Genomic DNA, 21111 nt, shown 5'->3' with positions numbered 1-21111 from the left:
GCCCGGGAACCTTGCGCGACCCGAATGCCGGCCAGCGGCCGGCACTACCTCGCGTGGTGGGCGCGGTGCGCCCGCGCCGATTACTTGAACTTGTAGACCACGTTCATGGTGGTCAGCGTGTCGGTCTTGCGCTTGTCTTCGGCGACGTCGCTGTTGTGGCGCGCCTGCCAGCCGGCTTTCAGCGCCAGATGCTCGTTCATGCTCACCGACACGCCGAAATCGTTCTGCGCGAAGGTGTTGTACGAGCCCGACTCGACCAGCAGCGTGTTCACCAGGTCGGTGTTCGGGGTCAGCGTGTACTTGAGATCGAACAGGCCGCGGCCGATCAGGCCGGTGCGGGTCGCGTCGTCTTCGGTGTTGTGGGTGCGGCGCACACCGGGGCCGATCTGCGCATCCATGTAGAAGCGCTCGGCATCGATGATCCGGGTGCCGTAACCCAGACCGAACGAGCTCTGGCGGTCGTAGGTGGCGAAGTCGTCGCGCTCGTAACGCACCGTGGCGGTGATCTGGCGGTGTTCACCCAGCTGCAGCGCGCTGCCGGCACTGCCGGTGTAGCGGTTGGCGGTGGTGTTGCGGCGGCGGATGGTGGTGCCGTCGTCGTTGGTATCGGTGTATTCCGAGCGCGAGCGCAGGCCGAACAGATCCATGCTGTGGACCCAGTCATCGTCGGTGTAGCGCAGGCGCAGACGACCGTTGAAGCTCTCGGTATTGCTGTTGCCGCGGGCCGAGGCAAAGCCCAGTTCACCGCCACTGCCGCTCCAGGGGGAGGTCATCGCCGCCAGTTCGGCAGCGTCCTGTGCATAAACTGCCGGGGCGCAGAGCAGCAGGGGAACAAGCAACGAAACGCGCAGGGACATCAACGGTTCTCCGTGATCGGACAAGGGGGAGGGACAACAAGGGGGGGATGATACTTGATGCGTTCAGCGTCACATTCGGCGACGGGCCCCGGCTTTAGGACCCGTTCGGCCTCGGCCCCTGTTCAGGGAATATCGATGCGCAGTGAGGTGTCGTCGAAGCGCGAATAGGTCACGGTGATCCGGAACGGCTGCCCGTTGGTTTCACCCTTGCGCTCGATCTGCACCGGCAGGCCCTGTGCATTGACCCAGTACAGCAGGCCATCCGGCGCGGCGGTTGCATGGCGCACCTCGTATTTGTGCGCGCGCTGGCCACCGGCGCGGTCCTCGCCAAGATCGCGCACCGTCAGCTGCGCTGGCTCAAGATCGGCCGGCAGCGGGTTGCGCCACTGCGCCAGCATCCCTTCTGGCACCGGGATCTGGCGCACTTCGCCGGCACGCTGCAGGAAGAAGGTGCCGCCGACGATGGTCTGCGGGCCATCGTCGGTGATCAGCCGATAGCGGTCCGGGGCCACATAGTCCATCTGTGCCTCCAGGGCGCGCGGGCCCTGCATCTTCATCACCGCGTGGAAGCTGCGCAGCTGGCCGAAGCGCTGGCTGGCCGCCAGCACGGTGGCCACCGGATCGGCGGCCGGTGTCGTCGCCGTCGCGGCAGGCACCGCAGCGGCGGGCGTTTCACTGCGTCCGCAGCCACTGAGCAGCAGGGCGGCGGCGGACAGGGCAAGGGCGGGCAACAGGCGCATGACGGGCGGCAGCAGGCGGTGGGGGCCCCACGATAGCCGAAGATGCAGCCGAAGCCGCCACAACGACGGCGACTCGGACATAATCGGGTCATGGACCGATATGAACGCATCAATGCCCTGCATCGCCTGCTCAAGTCCGCCCGTTACCCGGTAACGGTGGCGGCCCTGCAGGAAAAACTGGAGTGTTCCCGCGCCACTGTCTACCGCGACCTGGCCTTCCTGCGCGATGCGCTGATGGCCCCGGTGGAAGGCGATGGCGAGGCGGGCTTCCGCTACCAGGCCGACGAGAGCGACCGCTTTGAACTGCCGGGGCTGTGGCTCAGCTCGGAAGAACTGCATGCGCTGCTGGCCTCCCAGCACCTGCTCTCGCGCACGGGCGGCGGCGTGCTGTCCTCGGTGCTGGCCCCGCTGCAGCAGCGCATCGAAGGCCTGCTGGCCGCACAGGCCGGCGTCTCGACCTGGCCGGTTGATCGGGTGCGGGTGATTCCGCACCGCGGCCGCAAGTTCGATGAAGCCAGCTTCCGCGCGGTCGCCTCGGCGGTACTGGAGCGCAAGCAGCTGGCCTTCGAGTACCGGGCCCGCTCCACCGATGAGGCGACCCAGCGCACCGTGTCGCCGCAGCGCATGACCCACTATCGCGACAACTGGTACCTGGATGCGTGGGATCACGGTCGCGAAGGCCTGCGCAGCTTCGCGGTGGACCGTATCTACAAGGCGCGCGTGATCGATACCACCGCGCGCGATGTGGATGACACCGAGCTGGACGAACAGCTGGGCGCCAGCTACGGCATCTTCTCCGGGCCGCCCAAGGGCTGGGCCACCATCGTGTTCAGTGCCAAGGCTGCGCGCTGGGTGGCCGATGAGCATTGGCATTCCAAGCAGCAGGGCCGTTTCCTGCCCGATGGCCGCTATGAGCTGAAGCTGCCTTACAGCGTCTCGCGCGAGCTGCTGATGGACGTGCTGCACTACGGCTCGGATGCGGAAATCGTCGAGCCGGTGATGCTGCGCGAGCAGGCCAAGGCGCTGCTGGCACTGGCCCTGACCAGTTACGAGTAAGCCGGGCGGGCCGGCATCGGCTCATGCCGTGGGGTCATATGCCCCGGATTCCGCAAGGGCCGGGGCGTGCGGTATCGTGGGGCGTTGCTGCCCTTATGGATCCCGCTGCCCCCATGAAAAAGTACCTGCTGCTCCCGTTGCTTGCCGCTTCGCTGGCCCTGGCCGCCTGTGGCAAGCCGGCCAATGATTCCAAGAAGCTGGTGGTTGCCGCCACCGCGGTGCCGCACGCCGAGATCCTCGCCGTGGTCAAGCCGATCCTGGAAAAGGAAGGCCTGACCCTGGACGTGCGCGTCTTCAATGACTACGTGCAGCCCAACGACCAGCTGGTGCAGAAGCAGGTTGACGTGAACTACTTCCAGACCGAGCCCTATCTGGACGCCTACAACCGGGACCGCAAGACCGACCTGGTCAAGGTGATCGGCGTGCATATCGAGCCCTTCGGTGCCTATTCGCGCCGCTTCACATCGCTTGATGCGCTGCCCAACGGCGCCGACGTGGTGATTCCCAACGACCCGAGCAACAACAGCCGCGCGCTGATCCTGCTGCACAAGGCTGGCGTGATCACGCTCAAGGACCCGACCAATGCGTTGGCGACCCAGCGCGACATCATCGCCAACCCGAAGCAGCTCAAGTTCCGCGAGCTGGATTCGGCGATGCTGCCGCGCGTGCTGGACCAGGTCGATCTGGCCCTGATCAACACCAACTACGCGCTGGATGCCGGGCTCAACCCGACCCAGGATGCGCTGGCGATCGAAAGCAAGGATTCGCCGTACGTGAACTTCCTCGTTGCCCGCCCGGACAACAAGGACGATGCCCGCGTGCAGCAGCTGGCCAAGGCCCTGACCGGCCCGGAAGTGAAGGCCTTCATCGCCGAGAAGTACAAGGGCGCGGTCCTCCCGGCATTCTGACCGGCACCCACGGTAAAGCCACGCCATGCGTGGCTGGCCGCGCCCACGCGGCAATGATCGCCGACGCGGGCGTCACCCCACGCGGAAGCCCATCGTCGCCTCCACCGCCTGCTGCCAGCCGCTGTACAGCGCCTCGCGCTGGTCCACCGGCATCTGCGGGGTGAAGCGGCGGTCCACCGCCCATTGTTCGGCGATCTCCGCCCGGCTGCGCCAGAACCCGGTGGCCAGCCCGGCCAGGTAGGCGGCGCCCAGCGCGGTGGTTTCGGCCACCTGCGGGCGCAGCACCGGCACGCCCAGGATGTCGCTCTGGAACTGCGCCATGAAGTCGTTGGCGATCGCGCCACCATCGGCGCGCAGTTCCTTCAGTTCGATCCCCGCGTCGGCCTGCATCGCCGCCAGTACGTCGCGGGTCTGGTACGCCATCGATTCCACCGCCGCGCGGATGAAGTGCTCCTTGGTGGTGCCGCGGGTCAGCCCGAACATCGCGCCGCGCACATCGCTGCGCCAGTACGGCGCCCCAAGCCCCACGAACGCGGGCACCAGGTACACGCCGCCATTGTCCGCGGCACGCTCGGCGTAGGCTTGGCAATCGCTGGATTTGCCGAACATGCGCAGCCCGTCGCGCAGCCACTGCACGACCGAACCGGCGACGAAGATCGAGCCTTCCAGCGCGTACTCCACACGTCCATCAATGCCCCACGCGATGGTGGTCAGCAGGCCGTTCTCGGACACCACCGCCTTCTCGCCGGTATTCATCAGCATGAAGCAGCCGGTGCCGTAGGTGTTCTTGGCCATGCCCGGCTCGAAGCAGGCCTGGCCGAACAGCGCGGCCTGCTGGTCGCCGGCGATGCCGGCAATGGGCAGGTGCTGGTCGAAGAAGAACTGTGCCTGGGTGGTGGCATACACCTCGCTGGAACTGCGCACCTGCGGCAGCATCGCGCGCGGGATGTTGAACAGCGCCAGCAGTTCATCGTCCCACTGCAGCGCATGGATATCGAACAGCAGCGTGCGCGCGGCATTGGTGACATCGGTGACGTGCGCCTGGCCGCCACTGAGGTTCCAGATCAGCCAGCTGTCGATGGTGCCGAACAGCAGCTCGCCGCGTTCAGCACGTGCCTGCGCGCCGTCGACGTGGTCGAGGATCCAGCGGATCTTGGTCGCCGAAAAGTAGGCATCGATCAACAGCCCGGTCTTGCGCCGGATCAGCGGCTCGTGGCCATCGGCCTTGAGCTGTTCGCAGATCGCATGGCTCTGCCGCGACTGCCACACCACGGCGTTGTGGACCGGCTGGCCGGTAGCCTTGTCCCAGACCACCGTGGTCTCGCGCTGGTTGGTGATGCCGATGCCGGCGATCGTGTGCGGGTCCACCTGGTAGCGGTTCAACAGCTCGGTGATCGTGGTGTACACGCTGGTCAGGATCTCGCGTGGGTCATGTTCGACCCAGCCCGGCTGCGGGAAGATCTGGGTGAACTCGCGTTGCGCGCTGCCGGCGACGCGCCCGGCATGATCGAACAGGATGGCGCGCGAACTGGTCGTGCCCTGGTCGATGGCGAGCACGTAGTGCTTGTCCATGGTCTGCTCCGTGGAAAACGATGCCGTGAGGTGTGACAGGCGTACAGCCTACGGCATCGAAACACGTGCCTGCAGGGTGGCGGCCAACGCCTCGCGCTGCGCAGCGTCCACGCGCAAGCCCAGGTGGCTGCGGCGCCACAGCACGTCGTCGGCGGTGCGGGCCCATTCGTGCGCGATGAGGTAGTCCAGTTCGCGGTCGTAGAGGCCGCCGCCGTGGTCCTCGCCCAGCGCGTCGAGTGTCTGTGCGCCGGCGAGCAGCCCGACCGCACGGGTGCCGTAGCTGCTGGCCAGGCGCTGCAGCAGGGCAGGGGGCAGGCGAGGGTGGTCATGCTGCAGCGCCTCGGCCATTTCAGCGGCCGTGCCGCCATCGCCCCCCGGCAACGGTGGCCCACCGGCGGTCCACGCCGCGCCCATCTCCGGCAGCGCGGGTGAGAGGCGCCCCAGCGCTTCCTCGGCCAGTGCGCGGTAGGTGGTGAGCTTGCCGCCCAGTACGCTCAGCAGCGGGGCGCCGCCCACATCCAGCTCCAGCCGGTAGTCGCGCGTGACCCGCGATGCATCGCGGTGATGATCGGCCAACAGGGGGCGCACCCCGCTGTAGCGCCAGACGATGTCCTCGGCGCGCACTGGAACGCGCACGAACCGGTTCACCGCCTCGAGCAGATAGGTCTGTTCGTCGGCGCGGGGCTGCACCTGTGCCGGGTCGCCGTCGTAGTCGGTATCGGTGGTACCGATCAGGGTGAAGTCCTGTTCGAACGGAATCGCGAACACCACCCGCTGGTCGGGTTGCTGGAACAGGTACGCACTGTCATGGGCGAACAGGCGCGGCACCACCAGGTGGCTGCCCTGCACCAGCCGCACTCCCAACGGGGCATCGAGTCCCGCCCGTTCCAGCACGGTACCGGCCCACGGTCCACTGGCATTGACCACGCAGCGGGCGCGGACGCGCTGCACGTCGCCGTTGGCGGTGCGCAGTACGGCCCACCAGTGATCGCGGTGGCGGATCAATTGTTCGCAGCGGGTGCGCGTGCGGATCTGCGCGCCGCGTGCATGTGCATCGAGCGCGTTGAGCACCACCAGCCGGGCATCGTTGACGCGCGCATCGGCGTAGGTGAAGCCGGTCCGGTAGGCGGGCTGCAATGCAGCGCCGCTCGGATCGCGCCGCAGGTCGATGCGCTGCGAGGGCGGGAAATGGGGATTGGCGTGACCCAGGTGGTCGTAGAGCCACAGCCCTGCGCGCAGCATCCACGCCGGCCGCAGATGGCGCACATGCGGCAGCACGAAGCGGGTCGGGGCGATCAGATGCGGTGCAAGCTGGCGCAGCGTTTCGCGCTAGTTGAGCGCCTTGCGCACCAGTGCGAATTCGCCCTGCTGCAGGTAGCGCAGGCCGCCATGGATCAGTTTGGTGCTGGCGCTGGAGGTATGCGCGGCCAGGTCATCCTGCTCGCACAGGCAGACCGACAGGCCGCGTCCCGCTGCGTCGCGGGCGATGCCGGCGCCATTGATGCCGCCGCCCACCACCAGCACGTCGAAGGATTCGCTCATCGGCTCCCCGGGGCGGACCGGTCGGGTCCATCGTTACGCCAGTGTCGGCCACAGGTCGGCAACGCCCGATGAAAGTGGCGGGCCCCACAACGACAACGGGCCCGCGAGGGGCCCGTTGTGCGTACTGCGTGGAAGCGGAACGGCGTGCTTAGAAGCGCGCGCCGATGCCGAAGCCCACGGTCCACGGATCCAGCTTGGCCTTGTCGCCGGTGCCTTCACCGTTGACGGTCAGCTCCGGGCGCGAATGCATGTAGCGGGCATCGGCACGGGCGAACCAGGTGCTGTTGATGTTCATGTCCACGCCGACGGTGCCGATCGCGCCCTTGGCGGTCTTGACGCCGATGTGGCCGATGTCGCTGGCGAGCTCTTCATTGCTGAAGTTGGACTCGTAGTAACCGGCGCCCACGAACGGACGGAACACGTTGTCGGCCTGGCCGAAGTGATACTGGCCGCTCAACGCGATCGGCTGCTGCTCGACCGTGCCCAGGCGGGCGCCATCGGTGCCGCGCACGCGGTGATCGAACTTGTCGGCTGCGCCCCACAGTTCCACGGCCCAGTTGTCGTTGATGTAGTAGCTGAAGCTCAGGGTCGGGGCCGGGCCGCCGTCCACCTTGCGCACGCCATCGAGCGGATCGTTCTTCGGCTGCAGCAGCGACACGCCGCCGACCACGGCGAAGTGCTTGCCAGAAGCGGTATCAACAGTGCTGTCCTGCGCGAAAGCAGCCGGCGCAAAAGCAAGAGCAGTCAGGGTAGCCAGGGTCAGGGTACGGATGGAGCGCATGGGGGAATCTCCTCAGGATGTTTTTGTTCTGGGCCCCGGTGTTGTGGGGCGAGGCAACCGTAGTCCCCGCAATATGAATCGCATCCGACGCACGTTAAAATTTAGTTGCTTCCATTCAGCGATCAGTGCAAAACCGCTGTATTTACGGGCGATGATGCGATGCCTGACATTCATTCATCTGGTGATGGTGTGATGGAAACCACAACGTGCATCGGCTTCCCTGCGCAGCTCAACGCCGAGTGCCGCGTGCTGATACTCGGCTCGATGCCGGGCGTGGCATCGCTGCAGGCTGCGCAGTACTACGCCCATCCGCGCAATCGCTTCTGGCCGTTGATGGGCGTGCTGTGCGGGATCGACACGACGCTTCCCTATCCGGATCGCGTGCGCGCATTGAACGCGCGCGGTGTGGGCGTGTGGGATGTGATCGGGCAGTGCGAGCGACGCGGCAGCCTGGATGCGTCGATCGTGCGCGGCAGTGAAGTGCCCAATGCGCTGGGTGCACTGATCGAGGGACGGCCTGCGCTGCGCGCGATCGCCTGCAATGGCGGCACCGCGTACCGGGCGTTCCAGCGTTTCATCGTGCCGGCGCTGCTTGATGCCGCGCGCGAGGTGCCGGTCTGGTCGCTGCCCTCCACCAGCCCGGCCAACGCAGCCTGGCCGTTGCCCCGGCTGGTGGAGGCATGGCAGCCGCTGGCCGATGCCACCCGGCGCTGAGGTGGGGACAGCGCCGGACAATACGGTACCGACTGGAAAATTCCGCTTTGCACTGTGCCAAGCCCAATCCGGCCAAAGCAGATGCCTGCAACAGCCTGTCCCGGGACAGCAGCGCTGAAAATTCGCCAAGCTGGTTGGCGCTGGCGCGCGAAGCCCCCACAATAGGCGATTCCCTACACCAGATTGCCGGAGTTTTCCCCATGGCCGAAATCAAGGAAGCACTTGTCCCCGATATCGGTGACTACAGCGATATCCCGGTAATCGAGGTGCTGGTCGCCGTTGGAGATACCGTCAAGAAAGACCAGGGTCTGGTGACGCTGGAATCGGACAAGGCCACGATGGAAGTGCCGTCCTCGGTGGCCGGTATCGTCAAGGAAATCAAGGTCAAGATTGGCGACAACCTCTCCGAGGGCAAGCTCGTTGCCCTGATCGAAGTCAGCGAAGCGGCCGCCGCGCCGGCCGCTGCTGCTGCGCCGGCCCCTGCTGCCAAGGCCGAAGCCGCCGAGACCGCGACCAAGGTCGAGCCGGTCGCCACCCCGGCCGAGCCGGACAAGCTGGCCGCCCGTGATATCGAACAGTCCGCCGCCAAGCCGACCCAGCCGGCCCCGGCCGCCGCTGCCCCGTCGGGTGGCTCGCCGACCAGCCCGCCGGTGGCCTTCAACGCCGACAGCGTGCTGCCGCAGAAGGTGCCCTACGCTTCGCCGGCCGTGCGCGTGTTCGCCCGCGAGCTGGGCGTGGACCTGAACCAGCTGAGCGGCACCGAGAAGGGCGGGCGCATCACCAAGTCCGACGTGCAGAAGTTCGTCAAGTCGGCCCTGACCGGCGGCGGCGCTGCCACCGGCGGTACCGTGGCGGCCGGTGGCGGTCTGAACCTGCTGCCCTGGCCGAAGGTCGACTTCAGCAAGTTCGGTGAGGTCGAGGTCCAGCCGCTGTCCCGGATCAAGAAGATCTCCGGCGCGAACCTGGCCCGCAACTGGGCGATGATTCCGCATGTCACCCAATTCGAGCAGGCCGACATCACCGAGCTGGAAGCCCTGCGCGTGGCGCTGAACAAGGAAAATGAGAAGGCCGGCATCAAGCTGACCATGCTCGCCTTCCTGGTCAAGGCCAGCGCCGCGGCGCTGAAGAAGTTCCCGGAGTTCAACGCCTCGCTGGATGCCAGCGGCGAGAACCTGACCCTGAAGAAGTACTTCAACATCGGTTTCGCGGCCGATACGCCGAGCGGCCTGGTCGTGCCGGTGATCCGCGACGTCGACAAGAAGGGTGTGGTGCAGATCGCGCAGGAATCCGGCGAACTGGCCAAGAAGGCCCGCGACGGCAAGCTCGGCCCGGCCGACATGAGCGGTGGCTGCTTCTCGATCAGCTCGCTGGGCGGCATCGGTGGCACGGCGTTCACCCCGATCGTCAATGCACCGGAAGTGGCCATCCTGGGCGTGTCCAAGTCGTCGATCCAGCCGGTCTGGAATGGCAAGGAGTTCGCCCCGAAGCTGATGCTGCCGTTGTCGCTGAGCTATGACCACCGCGTCATCGACGGCGCGCTGGCCGCCCGCTTCACCACCTACCTCTCGCAGGTGCTGGCCGACATGCGGCGCGTCCTGCTGTGAAGCAGGGCCTGGTCCTGGCCGGGCTGCTGATGGCGCTGCCGATGGCGCAGGCGGGCGCGCGCGAATGCGCGTCCGACCTGGGCCATGGCTGGCCACCGGCGGTCGGCAACTATGGCCAGGCAGTGGAAACCCTGTTCGACGGCACGGTGCAGCCTGCGCTGTCGCTGGTGAGCCTGCCCAGGAGTGGCGTGGAAACCGGCGTCGCCTTGTTGCCCGCTCCCCAGGACCAGGCATGGACCCTGCGCTACAGCCGGGCCGACAAGCGCGTCTACACCTGGAACAGCGGTGCCCGCCAGGGCGGCGTGGAACTGCGCTTGGACCAGGAACCGGACCAGTACCAGGTCAGCATCCCGGCACTGTTGGCGCAGCGTTTGCTGCACAGCTGGCAGGCCGCATTGGCCGCGCAGGTACCGGGCGACCGCAAGGCGCCGGTGCTGGAGGGTGACGTGCTGTCCTTCACCGTGGATGGCCAGCGATACAGCGGCACCCGGCCGGCGTGCGGTGCGGGCCGGCTGATGATGAAACAGGTGGCGCTGCTGATCGAAGCCAGCGACACCAAGGAAAAGAAGCTCGACCGTCGCTGGAAAGATCTGGACGAGTCGCTCGACGAACTGCAGCAACTGCTCGGCGGCAAGGCCGGCTGAGCACCAGGAGAACACGAATGGCCGCAATTGAAATCAAGGTTCCCGACATCGGCGATTACAGCGGTGTGCCGGTGATCGAACTGCTGGTCGCCGTGGGTGACACGGTGAAGAAGGACCAGGGTCTGGTCACGCTGGAATCGGACAAGGCAACGCTGGAAGTGCCGTCTTCGGCCGCCGGTGTGGTCAAGGAAATCAAGGTCAAGCTCGGCGACAACCTCTCCGAAGGCGACGTCGTGCTGCTGCTGGAAGCCGAAGGCGAGGCCGCTGCGCCTGCCAAGGCCGAAGCACCCAAGGCCGAGGCCGCCCCGGCCAGCAAGCCGCCGGTGACCCCGTCGCATCGCGCCCCGGCCGAACCGGCCGCGCCGCAGCCGGCGCTCTCGTCGGGCAAGCCGGCCGATATCGAGTGCAAGATGGTGGTGCTGGGCGCAGGCCCGGGCGGTTACACCGCCGCCTTCCGTTCGGCCGATCTGGGCGTGGATACCGTGCTGATCGAGCGCTACGCCAGCCTCGGCGGCGTCTGCCTCAACGTGGGCTGCATCCCGTCCAAGGCGCTGCTGCATGCTGCCGCGGTGATCGACGAAGTGGCCCACGCCGGTGATTTCGGCGTGGAGTTCGGCAAGCCGACCATCACCCTGGACAAGCTGCGCGGCTACAAGGAAAAGGTGGTCACCCAGCTGACCAAGGGCCTGGCCGGCATGGCCAAGCAGCGCAAGGTGCGCACCGTGCAGGGCCTGGCCAGGTTCGTCTCGGCCAATGAGCTGGAGATCGTCGGCGACGACGGCAAGACCCAGCTGCTGCGCTTCGAACAGTGCATCATCGCGGCCGGTTCGCAGGCGGTGAAGCTGCCGAACTTCCCGTGGGACGACAAGCGCGTCATGGATTCCACCGATGCACTGGAACTGGCCGAGGTGCCGGGTTCGCTGCTGGTGGTCGGTGGCGGCATCATCGGCCTGGAAATGGCGACGGTGTATGCGGCGCTGGGCAGCAAGGTGACCGTGGTCGAGTTCATGGACCAGCTGATGCCGGGCGCCGACAAGGACCTGGTCAAGCCGCTGGCCGATCGCCTGAAGAAGCAGGGCGTGGAGGTCCACCTGAAGACCAAGGCGACCGACGTCAAGGCCGACAAGGCCGGTATCACCGTGTCCTTCGAAGCCGCGGTGGAAGGCGAAAAGCCGGGTCTGGACGCCAGCACCTTCGACCGCGTGCTGGTCGCGGTGGGCCGCTCGCCGAACGGCAAGAAGATCGATGCCGAGAAGGCCGGCGTGCAGGTCACCGACCGTGGCTTCATTCCGGCCGACCGCCAGATGCGCACCAACGTGCCGCACATCTTTGCGATCGGCGACATCGTCGGCAACCCGATGCTGGCCCACAAGGCCACGCACGAGGGCAAGCTGGCCGCGGAAGTGGCTGCCGGCGAGAAGAAGGAATGGGTGGCGCGCGTGATTCCGTCGGTGGCCTACACCAATCCGGAAATCGCGTGGGTCGGCGTGACCGAAACCGAAGCCAAGGCCAAGGGCCTGAAGGTTGGCGTGGCCAAGTTCCCGTGGGCCGCCAGCGGCCGCGCGATCGGCATCGGCCGTACCGAAGGCTTCACCAAGCTGATCTTCGACGAAGAGACCCACCGCATCATCGGTGGTGCGATCGTCGGCGTGCATGCCGGTGACCTGCTGGCCGAGATCGGCCTGGCGATCGAGATGGGTGCGGAGGCCGAAGACATCGGCCACACCATCCACGCCCATCCGACGCTGAGCGAATCGGTGGCGATGGCGGCGGAAATCTACGACGGTACGATCACCGATCTGTACATGCCGAAGAAGAAGTAATTGGTCGATCACCGCCGTTGGTGGTGGCTCCAGCTCAACGAAGAACCCCGGTGAAAGCCGGGGTTTTTTGTTGCTGACGCTGAAGCTGAGGCTGAGGCTGAGGCTGGCGAAGCAGCATCTCTTGGGGCCGCTTCGCTGCACAGGCCGGGGCAGCGAGCGCCCGACGCCCAAACAACCCGCAGTTGCTCCCCAAAACAAAGCGCAAAAAAAACGCGGCCCCCGATATCCCGGAGGCCGCGCTTGGAGAGAGGTAGTGCGAAGGGCTTAGAAGACGAAGCTGACGCCTGCCACCGGACCCTTGAACTCCTGCTTCAGACCGATCGTGCCATCGCTGCCGCTCTGGTCCACGTCGAGCTTGAACCAGTCGTAGCCGGCGAACACGCCGAAGTTCTTGGTGAAGCGGTAATCGACGATCGCATTGGCGCGGCTCAGATCACCGTCGTAATCGTCGAAGTTGCCCCACTTGGTGTTCAGGTACTGGCCCTGGAACGTGATCATCCACTTCTCGGACGGGGTGAAGCTCAGGCGTGCACCGACCACCGGCGCCACACCGTCGGCCTTCTCGTCCAAGAACTCGCCCTGGTACAGGTCGCCGACATCGGCGTAGGCCTTGGTGCTGACCTTGGCGTACTCGGCACCCAGCTGCAGGCCGAGGTCGAACTTCTCGGTGTCCACCACCGAGTAGTCGTACACCAGGCTGGCGACCTGGTACTTCAGCTCACCCTTGATGAAGCTGCCGGCCGGCACAGTGGTATCGCCGAAGCTCACACCCTGGTCGAGGGTCTCGCGGCGATCCTTGTCGTACTTGAAGTAGTTGAACAGCAGGCGCTGGCGGTTGCTGATACGGAACATGCCGTCAATGCGCGGCTCCCATTCCTTGCCGCCGAGGCCGAAATCTTCGGAGAAGCCAACGTCCTGACCCGCGATGTTGGTATTGCCACGGATCGTGTTGTCCGAATCGATCTGCATCGCACCCAGGCGCAGGGCGAAGCGGTCATCGCCTTCGGCGGCGTGGGACGGAGCGGCGTAGGAGAGTGCGGCCAGAGCGACTGGCACGGCAAGCAGGGAGAGCATCGGGCGCATCGGGGGTCCTTGCGGTGGTTCTAGTGATGTGCCGTCACATTGCCCACTGCGACGTCCACCATTCGTGAAGGTATGGTGGACGCAGTGTGTACCGTTCATGCATACCGGGGGGCCGCAGGTCCGCGCGGTGGCCGCTTTCGGGTGCAAGCACCGTTCAGGACGGGCCCCGATTGAACTGGCCCTGGATCCTTCCGCCCGCACCGCTAAAAGAGGGTGGCCCCGGAGAGGGCTTCGGGGCCACCCTGTACTGGCCTGCGCGTGGGACGCCGACGAGGATTCAACGGCAGGCTGATGACTCTGACCGGGGCGTGCGACCAAAGTTCAACATGTTGCACTGCCGCATCGGGCGCCCCTTTGCGCAGTGGGATTGGCCCGGAGGTGGAACAGGTTTCCACAAGCCCCCAACGGCGGGCTTACATCCGGGATGAACAGGCAGCGGTTGTCTCTCAAATTGTCCCATTGCTATAATTTGGCGGCTCGACGAGGCGCTGGCTTGCGGCCTCGGCCTTTCCTACTCACAACCATGCAGGACATTCACGTGCTGAACTCCGTTGACGCGGGTCGGCGACTGATGCTGCGCGCAGCGGTTTACCCGCTGGCTGCAGTGGCTGTCCTGGCTCTTGCCCTGCTGCTGTGGGGAGGCCCGAAGGCCGCTCTGGGGGCGCTGCTCTCCGGTGTGGCGGTTTCTGCAGCCGGCTGGGTCGCCGCGCGGATGGCGCTGGGCGGCGGGGTGCAGGCGGCAGGTTCGGCGATGACCCGCCTGATCCTGGCGGTGGTGGCAAAGTGGGTGCTCGTATTCGGCGTCCTGATGGTGGGGTTCCTGGTCTTCAAGCTGCCTGCACTGGCGCTGTTGGCCGGTATCGCCGTCGGGTTGATGTTCCAGGTCCTGGCTCTGGCCAGGCGCTGATCCAATTTATTTAACTCAAGGTTCCGGACACATGGCAGGCGAGGCGCTGACACCCACCTCCTACATCCAACATCACCTGCACAACCTGACGTTCCATATGCAGGAAGGTGGTTTCTGGGCGATTCACGTCGACACCATTGTGACTTCGGTCCTGATGGGTTTGTTGATGGTGTTTGGCTTCTGGATGGCAACCCGCAAGGCGACGGCCGGCGTCCCGGGCAAGTGGCAGGCGTTCGTCGAGATCTGCCTGGAGTTCGTTGACCGCCAGGCCAAGGACACCTACCACGGCACCAGCAAGCTGGTGACCCCGATCGCGATCACCCTGTTCTTCTGGATCCTCATGATGAATCTCATCAAGATGATCCCGGCCGATTTCATCGCCAAGCCGCTTGAGATGATGGGCGTGCCGTACTGGAAGCCGGTTCCCACCGCCGACGTCAATGCCACGTTGGGCATGTCGATCAGCGTGTTCTTCCTGATGCTGTTCTTCGCGCTGCGCTCCAAGGGCCTGGGTGGCTTCACCAAGGAATTCCTGACGGCGCCGTTCGGCAAGTGGATGCTCCCGTTCAACCTGATCCTCAACATCGTCGAGTGGCTGAGCAAGCCGATTTCGCTGGCGATGCGACTGTTCGGCAACATGTTCGGCGGTGAGATCGTCTTCCTGCTGATCTGGGTGCTGGGCGGTGCGGGTATCGCCGGTGCCATCGCAGGCGGTGCATTCGGTCTGGGCTGGATGCTGTTCCACCTGCTGGTGATTCCGCTGCAGGCGTTCATCTTCATGATGTTGTCCATCGTGTACCTGAGCCTGTCGGAAGACGCTCACTGAGTTTCGCTTCACCCTTCATCCGTTTGTTCCTAAACCCTTAGTTATCCAAAGTTCCAGGAGAAAACCATGTACTTCGCCGTCCTGACCAACCTCGCCCAAGTCCAGAGCTCCACCGTCCTCGCCGTCGGCATCATGATCGGCCTGGCCGCGCTGGGTGCCGGTCTCGGTCTGGCCATCATGTCCGGTAAGTTCCTGGAATCGGCCGCGCGTCAGCCGGAACTGATTCCGGTGCTGCAGGTTCGCATGTTCATCACCGCCGGCCTGATCGATGCCGCGTTCATCATCTCGGTCGCCGTCGGCCTGCTGCTGGCCTTCGCCAACCCGACCATCGGCGAGTTCGTTGCACGTCTGCCGGCCGTTGCGGGCTGATCCAGCGAAAGCGAAACGATCAGGCGCCTTGTGCGCCTGATCGCGGATGAAGGACGGCTGCGCCGCTTTGGGCGGCGCAACCACCCCATCACCCCAGATTGAGCGAACCCCATGGATATCGGTTTTACCCTCGTTGCCCAGGCACTGGCGTTTGCCGGACTGATCTGGATCATCGCGACCAAGATCTGGCCGCCGTTGATGAACGCCATCGAAGAGCGTCAGCAAAAGATCGCTGAAGGCCTTGCCGCTGCTGACCGCAGCCAGAAAGACCTGGCCCAGGCCCAGGAAAAGGTCAACGATGCACTGAAGGATGCGCGCACCAAGGCCAACGAGATCATCGATCAGGCCCATGCACGCGCCAACCAGATCGTTGATGCCGCCAAGAATGAAGCCATCGTCGAAGCCAACCGCCAGAAAGATCTGGCCTACGCCGAGATCGACGCTGCCGCCAACCGTGCCCGTGAAGATCTGCGCAAGCAGGTGTCCGCGCTGGCCGTAAGCGGTGCCGAAAAGCTGCTCAAGCGCGAAATCGACGCCAACGCCCACAAGGCGCTGCTCGACGAGCTGGCCTCGGAGATCTGATCGATGAGCCAGGCCCTCACGCTTGCACGCCCGTATGCCCGCGCCGCGTTCGCGACCGCGCGCGACGAAGGCACGTTCGCGCCGTGGTCGGACGCGCTTGCGTTCTCCGCCCACGTAGCTGCCGACCCGCGCGTGGCGGCCTTGCTGTCGAACCCGGAACTGGATCGCGGCGATGCCGTCGCGATGCTGGTGCCGGAATCGTCCAGCGAGACCTTCGGTCGCTTCCTGGCCATCCTGGCCGATGCGCACCGTCTGCCGCTGCTGCCGGAAATCGCCGGTATGTATGACCAGCTGCGCGCTGAAGCCGAACACGTGGTCAAGGCCACGGTGACCTCGGCCACCGAATTGTCCGGCGCCGAACTGGACGCCATCAAGGCCGCGCTGCGCAAGCGCTTCGGCGCCGAGGTGGATGTGACGACCGCGGTCGATGCGTCGCTGATCGGCGGTGCCGTGATCGACGCCGGTGATGTGGTCATCGATGGCTCGCTCAAGGGCAAGCTGTCGCGCCTGCAGACCGCGCTCGCTAACTGAATTCATTTAACGTCCGGCGTGATCGCCGGCACTAGGACTTGACGATGGCAACCACGCTCAACCCCTCCGAAATCAGCGAACTGATCAAGAACCGCATCGAGAAGGTCAAGCTGGCCGCGGAATCGCGCAACGAAGGCACCGTGACCAGCGTGTCCGACGGCATCGTGCGCATCTTCGGTCTGGCCGACGTGATGCAGGGCGAAATGATCGAACTGCCGAACAACACCTTCGCACTGGCCCTGAACCTGGAGCGCGACTCGGTCGGCGCCGTGGTGCTGGGTGATTACCAGAACCTGCGCGAAGGCGACGTCGCCAAGACCACCGGTCGCATCCTGGAAGTGCCGGTCGGTCCGGAAATGCTGGGCCGCGTCGTGAACGCGCTCGGCGAGCCGATCGACGGCAAGGGCCCGATCGCGGCCAAGGCCACTGCGCCGGTGGAGCGCGTTGCTCCGGGCGTGATCTGGCGCAAGTCGGTCGACCAGCCGGTGCAGACCGGTTACAAGTCCGTCGACTCGATGATCCCGATCGGCCGCGGCCAGCGCGAGCTGGTCATCGGTGACCGCCAGACCGGCAAGACCGCCCTGGCCATCGATGCGGTGATCAACCAGAAAGAAACCGGCATCAAGTGCGTGTACGTCGCGATCGGCCAGAAGGCGTCGACCGTGGCCAACATCGTGCGCAAGCTGGAAGAGAACGGCGCCCTGGCGCACACCGTGGTGGTCGCTGCGACCGCGTCCGAATCGGCCGCGATGCAGTACATCAGCGCCTACTCGGGCTGCACCATGGGCGAGTACTTCATGGACCGCGGCGAAGACGCGCTGATCGTGTACGACGATCTGTCCAAGCAGGCCGTGGCCTACCGCCAGATCTCGCTGCTGCTGAAGCGTCCGCCGGGCCGTGAAGCCTACCCGGGTGACGTGTTCTACCTGCACTCCCGCCTGCTCGAGCGCGCTGCCCGCGTGTCCGAAGAGTATGTGGAAAAGTTCACCAACGGCGCCGTCAAGGGCAAGACCGGCTCGCTCACCGCGCTGCCGATCATCGAAACCCAGGCCGGTGACGTCTCGGCGTTCGTGCCGACCAACGTGATCTCGATCACCGACGGCCAGATCTTCCTGGAAACCGATCTGTTCAACTCGGGCATCCGCCCGGCCGTGAACGCCGGTATCTCGGTGTCGCGTGTCGGTGGTGCGGCCCAGACCAAGATCATCAAGAAGCTGTCCGGCGGCATCCGTATCTCGCTGGCCCAGTACCGTGAGCTGGCGGCGTTCGCGCAGTTCGCCTCGGATCTGGACGAAGCCACCCGCAAGCAGCTTGAGCGCGGTCAGCGCGTCACCGAGCTGATGAAGCAGAAGCAGTACGCCCCGATGTCCATCGCCAACCAGGCGCTGTCGATCTACGCCGTCAACGAGGGTTACCTCGACGACGTGCCGGTCAACAAGCTGCTGGCGCTGGAAGAAGGTCTGCATGCCCACTTCGCCAACACCCAGGGCGAGCTGATCAACAAGATCAACGCGACCGGCGGCTGGGACAACGATATCGAGGCTGCCTTCAAGAAGGGCATCACCGAGTTCAAGACCACCGGCAGCTGGTAATACCGGTCCTGTAGAGCGGAGCGTTGCTCCGCTGGGCTGAAAGCAGCGGGGCAACCCGCCGCGCTACGTCAAACGCGGGGGCGGTGCCCCCCGCCCCGGGAAGAAGAGATGGCAAGCGGACGCGAAATCAAAACCAAGATCAAGAGCGTGCAGAACACCCGCAAGGTGACGCGTGCGCTCGAAATGGTCTCGGCCTCCAAAATCCGCAAAGCGCAGGAGCGGATGAAGACGTCGCGTCCGTATGCGCAGGCGATGAAGCAGGTGATTGGTCACCTGGCCCAGGCCAGCACCGACTACCAGCATCCGTTCCTGGTCCAGCGTGACGAGGTCAAGCGCGTCGGTTACATCGTGGTCTCGTCCGACCGCGGTCTGGCCGGCGGCCTGAACAACAACCTGTTCCGCAAGATGCTGGGCGAAATGCGCCAGTGGCAGGACAAGGGCGCCGACATCGACGTGGTCACCGTCGGCCAGAAAGCCTCGACCTTCTTCCGTCGCGTCAAGGTCAACATGGTCGGCACCGTCACCCACATGGGCGATGTGCCGCACCTGGAACAGCTGATCGGCGTGATCAAGGTGATGCTCGATGCGTTCACCGACGGCAAGGTCGACCGCGTGTACCTGGTCTACAACCGCTTCATCAATACGATGACGCAGAAGGCCAGTTTCGATCAGCTGCTGCCGTTGCCGGCTGCTGAGAAGCAGGTCGCGCATCACGACTGGGACTACCTGTACGAACCCGACGCTGCGACCGTGCTTGAGCACGTGATGACGCGTTACGTCGAGTCGCTGGTGTACCAGGCCGTGCTGGAAAACGTCGCGTCCGAGCATGCAGCCCGCATGGTCGCGATGAAGTCGGCCAGTGACAACGCGAACAAGCTGATCGGAACCCTGCAGCTGGTCTACAACAAGGCCCGCCAGGCAGCGATCACCCAGGAAATCTCCGAAATCGTCGGCGGCGCGGCAGCAGTCTGACGCGCACAGTCAAAGCACACATTAGAGGATTGCAGCAATGAGTCAGGGCAAGATCGTTCAGATCATCGGCGCCGTCGTCGACGTCGAATTCCCCCGCGAGTCGGTGCCGAAGGTGTACCACGCGCTGAAGGTGGACAACACCGAAATCACGCTGGAAGTGCAGCAGCAGCTGGGCGACGGCGTGGTCCGTTGCATCGCGCTGGGCTCCACCGACGGCCTGAAGCGCAACCTGGTCGCCACCAACACCGAACGCGCCATCTCGGTGCCGGTCGGCGCGGGCACGCTGGGCCGCATCATGGACGTGCTGGGTCGCCCGATCGACGAAGCCGGTCCGGTCACCGCCAGTGACACCTGGGAAATCCATCGTTCGGCCCCGTCGTACGAAGACCAGTCCCCGGCCACCGAGCTGCTGGAAACCGGCATCAAGGTCATCGACCTGATGTGCCCGTTCGCCAAGGGCGGCAAGGTCGGCCTGTTCGGCGGCGCCGGCGTCGGCAAGACCGTCAACATGATGGAACTGATCAACAACATCGCCAAGGCGCACAGCGGTCTGTCCGTGTTCGCCGGCGTGGGTGAGCGTACCCGTGAGGGCAACGACTTCTACCACGAGATGAAGGACTCCAACGTCCTGGACAAGGTCGCGATGGTGTACGGCCAGATGAACGAGCCGCCGGGCAACCGTCTGCGCGTCGCCCTGACCGGCCTGACCATGGCCGAATACTTCCGCGATGAGAAGGACGAGAACGGCAAGGGCAAGGACGTGCTGCTGTTCGTCGACAACATCTACCGCTACACCCTGGCCGGTACCGAAGTGTCGGCACTGCTGGGCCGTATGCCGTCGGCCGTGGGTTACCAGCCGACCCTGGCCGAGGAAATGGGCGTTCTGCAGGAGCGCATCACCTCGACCAAGAACGGCTCGATCACCTCGATCCAGGCCGTCTACGTGCCCGCCGATGACTTGACCGATCCGTCGCCGGCCACCACGTTCGCCCACCTGGATTCGACCGTGACCCTGTCGCGTTCGATCGCCTCGCTGGGTATCTACCCGGCCGTGGATCCGCTCGACTCGACCAGCCGCCAGATGGATCCGCTGGTCATTGGCCACGAGCATTACGACACCGCCCAGCGCGTCCAGCAGACCTTGCAGAAGTACAAGGAGCTGAAGGACATCATCGCCATCCTGGGCATGGACGAACTGTCCGAAGAAGACAAGCAGGCCGTGACCCGCGCCCGTAAGATCGAGCGCTTCTTCAGCCAGCCGTTCCACGTGGCCGAAGTGTTCACCGGTTCGCCGGGCAAGTATGTGTCGCTGAAGGACACCATCCGTGGCTTCAAGGCCATCGTCGATGGCGAATACGACCACCTGCCGGAACAGGCGTTCTACATGGTCGGCAGCATCGAAGAAGCGGTCGAGAAGGCCAAGAAGATGGCTGAAAAGGCCTGATGCGGCGGGGACGGGCGACATGCCCGTCCCGACCCGTCACACGGGGTGGGCGCAGGCCCACCGCTGAGGACATCCTGCGGTGGGCGCGAGCCCGCCCTAAAGCGAGAAGAGTTTCATGAGCACCATCCGTTGCGACATCGTCAGCGCCGAGCAGGAAATCTTCCGTGGTGAGGCGACCCTGGTCGTGGCCACCGGTGAGCTGGGTGAGCTGGGCATCGCGCCCAAGCACGCCCCGCTGATCACCCGCCTGAAGCCGGGCAAGGTGGTGGTGACCACGCCGAGCGGCGAGCAGATCGACTTCGCCATCTCCGGCGGCATTCTCGAAGTGCAGCCGCAGGTCGTGACCGTGCTGGCCGACACCGCGATCCGTGCCCAGGACATCGACGAAGCCTCGGTCCGCAAGGCCAAGGAAGAAGCCGAGCGCATCCTGGCCAACCGTGGTGAAGCAATGGAAGTGGCGGAAGCGCAGCAGCGCCTGGCGGAAGTGTCCGCCCAGCTGCAGGCGCTGGAGCGCCTGCGCAAGAACCTCAAGCACTAAGCGGGGCGGCGCGACGGCGCCATCCG

Annotated in this window: 20 protein-coding genes and 1 pseudogene; 15 read left to right on the top strand and 6 right to left on the bottom strand. The window is 65.3% G+C overall.

Features of this window, described 5'->3' with window-relative positions; translation table 11 throughout:
- Positions 1-80 precede the first annotated feature (80 nt).
- Both ABE472_RS17110 and ABE472_RS17105 read right to left on the bottom strand, forming a co-directional pair.
- On the bottom strand, positions 81-857 hold the full coding sequence (locus tag ABE472_RS17110) for a DUF481 domain-containing protein (protein ID WP_313209091.1): 777 nt from the start codon (positions 855-857) through the stop codon (positions 81-83).
- Positions 858-979: 122 nt separating this feature from the next.
- On the bottom strand, positions 980-1597 hold the full coding sequence (locus tag ABE472_RS17105; RefSeq protein WP_346466687.1) for a hypothetical protein: 618 nt from the start codon (positions 1595-1597) through the stop codon (positions 980-982).
- 90 nt (positions 1598-1687) lie between these two features.
- On the opposite strand from ABE472_RS17105, the gene ABE472_RS17100 reads away from it, so the two are divergent.
- Both ABE472_RS17100 and ABE472_RS17095 read left to right on the top strand, forming a co-directional pair.
- Complete coding sequence (locus ABE472_RS17100) at positions 1688-2653, top strand: YafY family protein (protein ID WP_313209093.1); 966 nt, start codon at positions 1688-1690, stop codon at positions 2651-2653.
- A gap of 113 nt (positions 2654-2766) precedes the next feature.
- Positions 2767-3561 (top strand): MetQ/NlpA family ABC transporter substrate-binding protein, encoded by a 795-nt coding sequence (locus ABE472_RS17095; protein WP_313209094.1) that lies wholly within the window; start codon positions 2767-2769, stop codon positions 3559-3561.
- Between the two features lie 72 nt (positions 3562-3633).
- Here ABE472_RS17095 and glpK read toward each other — a convergent pair whose 3' ends face one another.
- The 3 genes and pseudogenes from glpK to ABE472_RS17080 all read right to left on the bottom strand — a co-directional run bounded on the left by glpK (position 3634) and on the right by ABE472_RS17080 (position 7456).
- Entirely contained in the window at positions 3634-5133 is a 1500-nt protein-coding gene (glpK, locus tag ABE472_RS17090; protein WP_313219533.1) for a glycerol kinase GlpK, read from the bottom strand.
- A 48-nt stretch (positions 5134-5181) separates the two neighbouring features.
- Positions 5182-6675: pseudogene (gene glpD, locus ABE472_RS17085) on the bottom strand (glycerol-3-phosphate dehydrogenase).
- Positions 6676-6823: 148 nt separating this feature from the next.
- Positions 6824-7456, bottom strand: coding sequence for an OmpW family outer membrane protein (locus tag ABE472_RS17080; protein ID WP_313209097.1), 633 nt, complete (start codon positions 7454-7456; stop codon positions 6824-6826).
- A gap of 192 nt (positions 7457-7648) precedes the next feature.
- Here ABE472_RS17080 and ABE472_RS17075 point away from each other — a divergent pair, with 192 nt between their 5' ends.
- The 4 genes from ABE472_RS17075 to lpdA all read left to right on the top strand — a co-directional run bounded on the left by ABE472_RS17075 (position 7649) and on the right by lpdA (position 12241).
- A complete protein-coding gene (locus ABE472_RS17075; RefSeq protein ID WP_313209098.1) occupies positions 7649-8170 on the top strand; it encodes a DNA-deoxyinosine glycosylase in 522 nt (173 codons plus the stop codon).
- 200 nt (positions 8171-8370) lie between these two features.
- Entirely contained in the window at positions 8371-9774 is a 1404-nt protein-coding gene (gene aceF / locus ABE472_RS17070; RefSeq protein WP_346463526.1) for a dihydrolipoyllysine-residue acetyltransferase, read from the top strand.
- A gap of 29 nt (positions 9775-9803) precedes the next feature.
- Entirely contained in the window at positions 9804-10418 is a 615-nt protein-coding gene (locus ABE472_RS17065; RefSeq protein ID WP_346463536.1) for a hypothetical protein, read from the top strand.
- 17 nt (positions 10419-10435) lie between these two features.
- Complete coding sequence (gene lpdA, locus ABE472_RS17060; protein WP_346463525.1) at positions 10436-12241, top strand: dihydrolipoyl dehydrogenase; 1806 nt, start codon at positions 10436-10438, stop codon at positions 12239-12241.
- Positions 12242-12505: 264 nt separating this feature from the next.
- On the opposite strand, the gene ABE472_RS17055 is transcribed toward lpdA, so the two are convergent.
- Positions 12506-13324: a hypothetical protein gene (locus tag ABE472_RS17055; protein ID WP_121040084.1), complete on the bottom strand. Its 819-nt coding sequence runs from the start codon at positions 13322-13324 to the stop codon at positions 12506-12508.
- A 538-nt stretch (positions 13325-13862) separates the two neighbouring features.
- On the opposite strand from ABE472_RS17055, the gene ABE472_RS17050 reads away from it, so the two are divergent.
- The 9 genes from ABE472_RS17050 (at position 13863) to ABE472_RS17010 (ending at position 21085) form a co-directional block, all read left to right on the top strand.
- Positions 13863-14231: a hypothetical protein gene (locus tag ABE472_RS17050; RefSeq protein WP_172407534.1), complete on the top strand. Its 369-nt coding sequence runs from the start codon at positions 13863-13865 to the stop codon at positions 14229-14231.
- A gap of 31 nt (positions 14232-14262) precedes the next feature.
- Positions 14263-15057: a F0F1 ATP synthase subunit A gene (gene atpB, locus ABE472_RS17045; protein ID WP_176988112.1), complete on the top strand. Its 795-nt coding sequence runs from the start codon at positions 14263-14265 to the stop codon at positions 15055-15057.
- Positions 15058-15123: 66 nt separating this feature from the next.
- Positions 15124-15426, top strand: coding sequence for a F0F1 ATP synthase subunit C (atpE, locus tag ABE472_RS17040; protein WP_088433762.1), 303 nt, complete (start codon positions 15124-15126; stop codon positions 15424-15426).
- Positions 15427-15537: 111 nt separating this feature from the next.
- Positions 15538-16008, top strand: coding sequence for a F0F1 ATP synthase subunit B (locus ABE472_RS17035; protein WP_088433763.1), 471 nt, complete (start codon positions 15538-15540; stop codon positions 16006-16008).
- Positions 16009-16011: 3 nt separating this feature from the next.
- Positions 16012-16539, top strand: a complete 528-nt coding sequence (locus ABE472_RS17030; protein WP_088433764.1) for a F0F1 ATP synthase subunit delta — start codon at positions 16012-16014, stop codon at positions 16537-16539.
- Positions 16540-16583: 44 nt separating this feature from the next.
- Positions 16584-18131: a F0F1 ATP synthase subunit alpha gene (atpA, locus tag ABE472_RS17025; protein WP_088433869.1), complete on the top strand. Its 1548-nt coding sequence runs from the start codon at positions 16584-16586 to the stop codon at positions 18129-18131.
- Positions 18132-18239: 108 nt separating this feature from the next.
- Positions 18240-19103, top strand: coding sequence for a F0F1 ATP synthase subunit gamma (atpG, locus tag ABE472_RS17020; RefSeq protein ID WP_176988116.1), 864 nt, complete (start codon positions 18240-18242; stop codon positions 19101-19103).
- 37 nt (positions 19104-19140) lie between these two features.
- Complete coding sequence (gene atpD / locus ABE472_RS17015; RefSeq protein WP_313209101.1) at positions 19141-20547, top strand: F0F1 ATP synthase subunit beta; 1407 nt, start codon at positions 19141-19143, stop codon at positions 20545-20547.
- A gap of 115 nt (positions 20548-20662) precedes the next feature.
- Positions 20663-21085, top strand: coding sequence for a F0F1 ATP synthase subunit epsilon (locus tag ABE472_RS17010; RefSeq protein ID WP_019183637.1), 423 nt, complete (start codon positions 20663-20665; stop codon positions 21083-21085).
- Positions 21086-21111 lie beyond the last annotated feature (26 nt).

Origin of the sequence: Stenotrophomonas sp. TWI809, from assembly GCF_039673205.1 — a bacterium.
Classification (GTDB): domain Bacteria; phylum Pseudomonadota; class Gammaproteobacteria; order Xanthomonadales; family Xanthomonadaceae; genus Stenotrophomonas.
Note: the sequence above shows the minus strand (reverse complement) of the source record. Positions and strands in the feature narration are given on the sequence as shown.